Origin of the sequence: Streptomyces sp. NRRL B-24572, assembly GCF_002156145.1 — a bacterium.
Taxonomy (GTDB): domain Bacteria; phylum Actinomycetota; class Actinomycetes; order Streptomycetales; family Streptomycetaceae; genus Streptomyces; species Streptomyces vietnamensis.
In genome coordinates, this window is sequence record NZ_MWIG01000353.1 from 1 (window position 1) to 8,687 (window position 8,687).

At 72.5% G+C, this 8,687-nt stretch carries 7 protein-coding genes and 1 pseudogene; 2 read left to right on the plus strand and 6 right to left on the minus strand.

Annotated elements, in window-relative coordinates; translation table 11 throughout:
* From CCN56_RS21520 to CCN56_RS21540, 5 genes and pseudogenes are all read right to left on the minus strand, one after another.
* Nucleotides 1-268: pseudogene (locus CCN56_RS21520) on the minus strand (hypothetical protein); the annotation flags it as partial.
* A complete protein-coding gene (locus CCN56_RS21525) occupies nucleotides 265-1,290 on the minus strand; it encodes a ParA family protein (protein WP_030212665.1) in 1,026 nt (341 codons plus the stop codon). The gene CCN56_RS21525 and the pseudogene CCN56_RS21520, both read right to left, overlap by 4 nt.
* 461 nt (nucleotides 1,291-1,751) lie before the next feature.
* Nucleotides 1,752-2,867 carry an alanine dehydrogenase gene (gene ald, locus CCN56_RS21530; RefSeq protein WP_086829150.1) on the minus strand — a complete coding sequence of 372 codons (1,116 nt, stop codon included), beginning with the start codon at nucleotides 2,865-2,867 and terminating at the stop codon, nucleotides 1,752-1,754.
* Nucleotides 2,868-3,013: 146 nt separating this feature from the next.
* On the minus strand, nucleotides 3,014-4,999 hold the full coding sequence (locus tag CCN56_RS21535; RefSeq protein WP_086829152.1) for an AAA family ATPase: 1,986 nt from the start codon (nucleotides 4,997-4,999) through the stop codon (nucleotides 3,014-3,016).
* A 137-nt stretch (nucleotides 5,000-5,136) separates the two neighbouring features.
* On the minus strand, nucleotides 5,137-6,003 hold the full coding sequence (locus CCN56_RS21540; protein ID WP_086829158.1) for an AraC family transcriptional regulator: 867 nt from the start codon (nucleotides 6,001-6,003) through the stop codon (nucleotides 5,137-5,139).
* A 75-nt stretch (nucleotides 6,004-6,078) separates the two neighbouring features.
* Here CCN56_RS21540 and CCN56_RS21545 point away from each other — a divergent pair, with 75 nt between their 5' ends.
* Together CCN56_RS21545 and CCN56_RS21550 are read left to right on the plus strand one after the other, a co-directional pair.
* Nucleotides 6,079-6,927, plus strand: coding sequence for an alpha/beta fold hydrolase (locus CCN56_RS21545; protein WP_086829154.1), 849 nt, complete (start codon nucleotides 6,079-6,081; stop codon nucleotides 6,925-6,927).
* 14 nt (nucleotides 6,928-6,941) lie between these two features.
* Nucleotides 6,942-8,141 carry an FAD-dependent monooxygenase gene (locus CCN56_RS21550; protein WP_086829156.1) on the plus strand — a complete coding sequence of 400 codons (1,200 nt, stop codon included), beginning with the start codon at nucleotides 6,942-6,944 and terminating at the stop codon, nucleotides 8,139-8,141.
* 59 nt (nucleotides 8,142-8,200) lie between these two features.
* Here the strand turns inward: CCN56_RS21550 and CCN56_RS21555 are convergent.
* On the minus strand, nucleotides 8,201-8,687 hold a 487-nt coding region (locus CCN56_RS21555; RefSeq protein ID WP_086829160.1), incomplete at its 5' end, for an NUDIX domain-containing protein.

Below are 8,687 nucleotides of genomic sequence, written 5' to 3' on the forward strand. Positions count from 1 at the left end.
CCTCGGTGCGGCCGCCGCGCCGCCGGGCCGCCGCGGGGGCGGGCACCGAGGCGCCGGGTGCGGCCTTGGCGGCCGGTCCCTCGGGCTCGGCCGTGCGGGCGCGCGGCTCCGCGGCCTCGGAGTCCGCCGGAGCGTGCTCCGCGGAGCCCTCGGCCGCCGCCGTGTCGCTCTCGGCCGCCGGTGCGGGGACCGCGCGGCGGGGTGCGGACGCCTGGAGCGCCGTCCCCCCGGTCGTACGGAAGAGTTCGTCGGCTCCGGGCAGACTCACTCGGCGTGACACCGGGCGAGCACCTCCCTGGCGAGCTGACGGTAGGCGGCGGCGCCCACGGAGTTGGAGGCGTACGTGGTGATGGGCTCGCCGGCGACCGTGGTCTCCGGGAAGCGCACGGTCCGCCCGATGACCGTGTGGTACACGTGGTCGTCGAAGGCCTCGACGACGCGCGCGAGGACCTCACGGCTGTGCACGGTCCGGGAGTCGTACATCGTGGCGAGGATGCCGTCGAGCTCCAGCTCGGGGTTGAGCCGCTCCTGGACCTTCTCGATGGTCTCGGTGAGCAGCGCGACACCGCGCAGCGCGAAGAACTCGCACTCCAGCGGCACGATGACCTTGTGAGCGGCCGTCAGGGCGTTCACGGTCAGCAGGCCGAGCGAGGGCTGACAGTCGATCACGATGTAGTCGTAGTCGTTCATCAGCGGCTTCAGGGCGCGCTGGAGCGTGGACTCGCGCGCGACCTCGCTGACCAACTGGACTTCGGCGGCCGAGAGGTCGATGTTGCTCGGCAGCAGGTCCATGTTGGGCACGGCGGTCTTGAGGAGCACCTCGTCCGCCGACATGCCCCGCTCCATGAGCAGGTTGTAGACGGTGAGGTCGAGCTCCATCGGGTTCACGCCGAGGCCGACCGACAGGGCTCCCTGCGGGTCGAAGTCGACGAGCAGCACCCGTCGTCCGTACTCGGCGAGCGCGGCGCCCAGGTTGATGGTCGACGTGGTCTTGCCGACGCCGCCCTTCTGGTTGCACATCGCGATGATCTTCGCGGGTCCGTGGTCGGTCAGGGGACCCGGGATCGGGAAGTACGGCAGGGGCCGTCCGGTGGGGCCGATCCGCTCGCGGCGCTGGCGGGCAGCGTCGGGTGCGAGGGTGGCCGCGTACTCCGGGTCGGGCTCGTACTCGGCGTCGGGGTCGTAGAAGTGCCCCTCGGGCACCTCGTCGTAGGCGGCGAAGTGGGTGGACTCTCGGCCCATCTCGTTGCCGGCCGTGGCGTTCACGTGTAGGCCGTCCATCGTCTTCATCGTGTGGGCACTCGTCATGGGCTGGTGCGTCGCGAAGGTCCGCACCGCGACGGAGCCGATCGGGGCACCTGGCGCACCGCTCCCGGGAGTAAATGTCGACTCATTCACAAGTCGTCTTACCTCCTTGGATGTGACCAGGAACATTTATCGATAGGTCAGCGTGGCACCATGCCGACGGTTGGCGACTCTATGGCGTGTCACCGCTCCGCAGCAACACAATCCGCCGGACCCGGCCCGATGTGTCGGCAACCGAACACGTCTCTGTCAAGGGTGCGCAGGCATGCATCCACACGTTTCAGGGGTGTGCGAAACGGTTAAAGGGTTACGTTCGAGGCGAGTTGCCCGAACGTTTCGGCGGGTGCCGAGACACGACCGGCCGGACCTTGTCGAACAAGGTCCGGCCGGGTGCGTGATATTGACGGCACGCGTTGACGGGGACGGCGTCAACGGGCCTTCGGGGGTCAGGCCAGGAGGCCGGCGAGCTCGACGTGCTCGAGGCCGTGCGCCTCGGCGACCTCCTTGTAAACCACCTTGCCGTCATGGGTGTTGAGGCCCAGGGCGAGGGCGGAGTCGCGGCGCAGCGCCTCGACCCAGCCGTTGTTCGCCAGCGACACGATGTAGGGCAGCGTGGCGTTGGTGAGGGCGTAGGTGGAGGTGTTCGGGACCGCGCCCGGCATGTTGGCGACGCAGTAGAAGACCGAGTTGTGGACCTGGAAGGTCGGCTCGGCGTGGGTGGTCGGGTGCGAGTCCTCGAAGCAGCCGCCCTGGTCGATCGCAATGTCGACAAGGACACTTCCGGGCTTCATCTTGGCGACGAGCTCGTTGGTGACCAGCTTCGGGGCCTTGGCGCCCGGGATGAGGACGGCGCCGATGACGAGGTCGGCCTCGACGACGGCCTTCTCCAGCTCGAAGGCGTTGGAGACGATCGTCTTGACCTTCGTGCCGAAGATCTTGTCGGCCTCGCGGAGCTTGTTGATGTCGCGGTCGAGCAGGGTCACGTGGAAGCCCAGGCCGATGGCGATCTGCACGGCGTTCCAGCCGGAGACGCCGCCGCCGATGACCACGCACTCGCCGGCGTGGGTGCCCGGGACGCCGCCCGGGAGGACGCCGCGGCCGCCGACCGAGCGCATCAGGTGGTAGGCGCCGACCTGCGGGGCCAGGCGGCCCGCGACCTCGGACATCGGGGCGAGCAGCGGGAGCGCGCGGTTGGCGGTCTCGACCGTCTCGTACGCGATGGCGGTGGTGCCGGACTCGAGGAGCGCGTCCGTGCACTCCCGGGAGGCGGCGAGGTGCAGGTAGGTGAAGAGGGTCTGGTCCTTGCGGAGGCGGTGGTACTCCTCCGCGATGGGCTCCTTGACCTTGAGCAGAAGGTCGGCGGTGGCCCAGACCTCGTCGGCGGTGGCGAGGATCTCGGCGCCGGCGGCGACGTACTCCTCGTCCGTGATCGAGGAGCCGACACCGGCGTTCTGCTCGATGAAGACCTGGTGGCCGTTGCGGACGAGCTCGTGGACACCGGCAGGGGTGATGGCCACACGGAACTCGTTGTTCTTGACCTCGCGGGGGATGCCGACCTTCATCGTCGATCACGGTCCTTGAATCAGGGGGATAACTGGGGCACTGCGATACATACCCGGATGCACTGCAGCGCACCGGGGCAGACCACGTTCGAACGCGGCGCACCCAGTCTAATGAAGGAGTTCCCGCTGTCTAGCCTTTCAAAGTACTAATCTTCGACGGAGCCACTGCGGATTTCGTAGGCTGATGGTTCCGTTTCCAGGAGTCTTTCCGCCGCGGACCGGTGCAGCCCGGCAGCCGCGGGGTCGCCGAGCCGGTCGAGGGTGTCGGCGAGACGCAGCTGGAGCGCGGCCTGCAGCCGCGTGTCCTGGGCCCGGCGAGCCCACTCCACCGCTTCCTCGCAGGTCCGCAGGGATTCTTCGGGCCGTCCGGCGTACTCCTGGACCCGGGCCGCCTCGCTCAACGCCCTTGCGTAGCCCGGGAGATCGGAGAGCCTCCGGTAGCCGGCCGCGGCGGCCCGCCAGCTCCTCAGGGCCTCCCCGTACCGCCCCGCATAGGTCTGTACGGCGCCGAGGCGGGCGTAAAGACGGGCCTGGTCGGCGCGCTCGTCCCGGGCGAGGCGCTGGGCGAGGGCCCGCCCGTACCAGTCACCGGCCCGCTGCCAGTCCCCCAGCTCCTGATAGGAACCACCTACGGATTCCATTGCGCGACCGATCGCGTACGGGTCATTTGCTCTGCGTCCGGCCTCCAAAGCCGACCGATATCGCAGCAGGGCGTCCTTCGTCCTGCCGGTCCTGGCGTCGAGATCGGCCAGGTTCAGCAGGGCGGCGGCCTGCTCGCGGTGCAGCCCGCGCCGCTCTGCCACGTCCAGGACGAGCCGGTGCAGGCCGTACAGCTCGGGGGCGGCGGCCTCGGCGCCCCGGTGCGCGGCGAGCGCCCTGACGAGCGAGGCGACCAGGCGCCGGGCGAGGGTGTCGAGCTCCCCGTCCGCCACGGCGAGCCGGGCGGAGGCGAGGAGCACGGCCTGCCGGGAGTCCAGCCAGGCGGCGGCCGCGGCCGCGCTCGGGAAACGCAGGGCACGCGGCAGCCCGGCCAGCTTCCGGCGGGCGGGCGAGCCCTCGGGTTCGGTGACCGCACGGCAGGACTGGAGGAGCCGTACGGTCCGCTCCAGCATCCGGGCCCGGGCGAGCTGCACCTCGGCGGGCCGGTCGCGCTCCTCCAGCTGGGCGCGAAGGAGGGGGACGAGGTGCGCGCGCACCTCGTACTGTCCGTCCTCGCCGCCCGAGACGAGCCCCAGGGCGGCGAAGTCGGCAAGGGTCGTCGTGGCCGCCGAGACCGAGCAGCCGGCCAGGGCGGAGGCGGTGTGGGCGTCGGCCCGGCCCAGCGGGGCCAGGGCGAGGAATCGCAGTATCCGGGCGGCGGTGGCGGGCAGCGCCTCGTGGGCGAGCAGGAAGGCCCGGGTGAGGGGATCGCCGCTGAGCCCGCGCAGCCGCTTGGCGAGGTCGGCGACGGAGGCCTTCGGCTGTACGGACAGCCAGCCGCCGGCGAGGACGACCGCGGCGGGCAGCCCCCCGCACTCCTCGACGAGGGTCTCGGCGGCCTGCGGGTCGACGGTGATGCGGACGGAGCCGGTGAAGGCGGTGAGGAGCTCGATGGCCGACTTGGGGTCGAGCCCGCCGAGGGTGCAGGGCCGCACGTCGGGGATGCCGGTGAGGGGCCCGCGGGCGACCCCGATGACCAGGGCGTCGGGGTTGTCGGGGATGAGGGGGTCGGCCTGCTCGGCGTCGACGGCGTCGTCGAGGAGCAGAACGGCCCGGCGGTCGGCGAGCGCGCCCCTGACGAGCTCGGTCAACTCGTCCTCTCCGGCCCCGGGCGGTTCGGCGACGCCGAGCGCGGCGAGCAGTTCCTGCGCGACCCGCGCGGTGGGGACGGGGTCGCCGCCGGGCTCGGTGAGCCGGGCGCGGAAGACGCCGTCGGGGTAACGGTCGGCGAGCCCGGCGGCCAGCTCCTCGGCGAGGGCGGTCCGTCCGGAGCCGGGCTTGCCGGCGATGAGCAGGACCCGGGCACGGGGCGCCTTGCGGCCGGTGAGGGTGTCGAGGCCGGTCCGCTCGATGTCGGCGCGCAGGGCCTTCAACTCCCGCTGCCGACCGAAGAACCGCCGGCTGCCGGCCGCCGCCACAGCCTGATCCGTCACGGGCCACGCTCCCGTCCACCTGCGCACGAGCCGATCCCGCGGGGGGCTCCGCACGGGCGATTCCGAGCGTAGTTCAGGGCGGGAGGCGGACTTGGCGGAGCGCGGCGGACGAATCCCCCGATCGGATCAGCGGATCGTCACACCGGCCGGGCTCCGTGGGGCACGGAGGTCGTTCCGCGACCGGGCCACGCGAGGTCGTCCACGGCGAGGAACAGCTCGTCGGCCACGGCGGCGGGGGTCGCCCCGGTGAACGCCATGACCTCCCGGTGCAGATGGGACTGGTCGGCGTAGCCGGTCTCGGCCGCGACGCGGGCCGCGCGGTCACCCGCGACCAGGCGGTGGGCGGCGTGGTCGAAGCGGACCAGCTTCATGGCGCGCTTGGGCGGCAGACCGAGCTGCGACCCGAACCGGGACCACAACCGCTTGCGGCTCCACCCGACCTCGGCCGCGAGTCCGTCGACCCGGGCCAGGCCATGGCCGGCGACCATCCGGTGCCAGACCCAGGCCACCTCCGGATCCACCGGCGGCCCCGCCTCGTACCGGCGGGCGAGCAGCGCGTCCGTCAGCGCGAAGCGGGCCTGCCACGACGATGCGGCACGGAGTCGCTCGCGGGTCCGTGACGCCTCCCGGCCCCACACGTCCTCCAACGACACGACGGCGCCGTCCAGTTCGGCGGGCGGGACGCCCAGGATCGCGCCTGCGACCACCGGGGACAGACGCACCTGCACGCACTCGACGTTCTCTCCCCGCGCCCACACCGCGCCTCCGGACCCGAGCCCGGCCCCGGCGACGAAGCTCCCCCGCTGCGGGCGCCCCGCGGCACCGTCGAGGACGGGCGAACCGGCACCGAACTCCAGCAGGAGCGTGACGGCCGGGTACGGGACGATCCGGAGCGCCCCCAGGTCACGGACGCGGAACCCGGCCATGCTGACACCGGCCACCCGGCTCGGCCCCCGCGGGCACTCGACACCCCACACCGCCGCACCGCGCGCGAAGGTCTGCATGCCGCCATGGTACGAGCCGGCCAAGGGGAACATTCGTCCAATACCCGGGCCCGTACCGGCGGAGACAGTGGGCCCATGACCACTGCTCCCGAAGGCGATCCGTACGTGAACGGCGGCGCCGAGACCACCGAGAGTTCCCTCCTGCCGCTGGACGACGGCGTCCTCCACGTGTCCCAGGACGGCCCCCGCGACGCCCCCGCGCTCCTCCTCGTCCACGGGTCCGCTTCCTCGTCCCGCTCGTGGAACCCGATGGTCCCGCTGCTGACCGGAACCCACCGCGTCATCCGGATCGACCTGCTCGGGCACGGCCGGTCGGCGAAACCGGCCGACCGCAGCTATGCGATCCCGGACCAGGCACACCGGGCGGGTGCGGTACTGGACCGGCTCGGTGTCGAGCGCGCCGTGGTCGTCGGCCACTCCAGCGGCGGCACGGTCGCCACCGCCCTCGCCGAAGAGCGGCCCGACCTGGTGACCGCACTCGCGCTCGTCAACACCGGCCCCGGTCTGCACGCCCTCATCGCACCGGAGTCCGCCGCCGTCACCCCCTCGCGGTGGCCACCGGCCGACGAACAGCTCCGACTGTTCGCGAGCACGGCCTTCAGCCGCGCGGGCTATCGGATCCCGGAAGAGCTCCTGGACGACGTGCGCGACATGACCCCCCACACGCTCACCACGACGATGCGGGCCACCCGTTCCTACCTGGAACAACGGGCGCTGCCGTCCCGCCTATCGGTCCTCGGCAAGCCGCTCCTGGTGATCTTCGGCGAGGACGACCGGAGGTGGCGGTCCTCGTCCGCCTCCGAGTACCGCGCCGTTCCGGGCGCGCAGGTCGAGCTGCTGCCCGGACTCGGCCATTCGCCCCTCCTTGAGGATCCGCCGCGGACCGCCGCTCCCCTGCTGGCCTTCGCCGCGATGCACGAATGACCAGGAGGGGTGCCATGCGGATTCTCGTCTCCGGCGCCGGCGTCGCCGGTCCTGTCCTGGCCCACTGGCTCACCCGGCACGGCTTCTCCGTCACCGTGGTCGAGCGCGCGCCGACCCTGCGCAGGACCGGCGGCCACGCGGTCGACCTGTTCCGGCCCGCGACCGACGTCTCGGAGAGGATGGGCGTGCTCCCGCGCGTCGAGGAGCGGGCCACCGGCACGAACCGGATGACCGTCCACCGGGAGGGCTCACGGCGTCCCGTCCGGGCGGACCTCTCCAAGATCTTCGGCGCCGCCTCCGACCGGCACGTCGAGATCATGCGCGACGACCTGAGCGCGATCTACTACGACGCCGCACGCGACGACGTCGAGTACGTCTTCGGCGACTCGATCACCGCGATCTCGCCCGACGGCGAGGTGCGGTTCGAGAACGGCGCGCCGCGCCGCTTCGACCTCGTCGTCGGCGCGGACGGGCTGCACTCCAACGTCCGCCGCCTCGTCTTCGACGAGGAGTCCCGCCTCGACGCGTACATCGGGGCCTACCTCGCGGTGCTGACCCTGCCGAACGACTCCGACCTCGACGGCGAGCTCCTCCTCCACGTCGGCGTCGGCCGCACCGCCGGCATGTACGGCGCGCGGCACGTCGGCGACGCGCGGGTGCTGTTCCTGTTCCGGAGCGAGCGCGAGCTCGACTGCCACCACCACGACGTCCCCCGGCAGAAGGAGCTGCTGCGCGGAGCGTTCGCCGGCATGCACGATCGGGTGGACCGCTGGCTGGACGAGCTCGACCGCACCCCGGCGTTCTACTTCGACTCGATCACCCAGCTCCGCATGGACACCTGGTCGCGGGGGAGGGTGACGCTCGTCGGCGACGCGGGCTACTGCCCCGGCCCGGCCGTCGGGGGCAGCACCAGTCTGGCCGTCGTCGGCGCGTACGTCCTCGCCGGGGAGCTGGCACGGGCGGGGGGCGACCACACGCGCGCCTTCCCCGCGTACGAGCGCGCGATGTCCACGTACGTACGCGGCAGCCGTGCGGTCGCGCTGAGCGCGGCGAAGACCCTGATACCCACGTCGCGCCTCGGCGTGTGGGGCCTGGCCCAGGGCGCCCGTCTGATCTCCGCCCTGCCGGCGGGCCCGGCCCGCGGACTGATCCGCCTCACGACGAAGAGCGCGCGCCTGCACGACGCGATGACGCTCCCCGACTACCCGCCGTAGCCGGGTGCGGGCCCGCGCGGGTGCGGGCCCGCGCGGGCGCCGGGCGCGGGGCCGAGGGGTTACCCCTCGAAGGGCCTGGCCGGCCAGGGGGTCGAGGCCGGGCGGAGGGCGTCCAGGCCCTCGCCCGCCCGCGCCGCCACCAGCGAAAGCACCCCCACCACCAGGCAGTTGTTGTGCAGCTCGCCCGCGAGGACCCCACGCACGAGGTCGCCCACCGGCACCCGCGCGAGCTCCATGTCGGCCTCCTCCTCGGAGACCTCGAAGCGCTCGCCCTCCGCCTCGGCGAGGTCCCGCGCCAGGAAGATCCGTACGGCCTCGTCGCAGCCGCCGGGCGTGGTGTAGACGTCGGCCAGGACCCGCCAGTCCTCCGCCTTGATGTGCGCCTCCTCGTACAGCTCGCGCTGGGCGGCGTGCAGCGGGTTCTCGCCGGGGACGTCGAGGAGTCCGGCCGGGATCTCCCAGAGCCTCTGCCGTACCGGGTGCCGGTACTGCCGGAGGACGACCACGCGGTCCTGCTCGTCCAGGGCGAGGACGGCCACGGAGCCG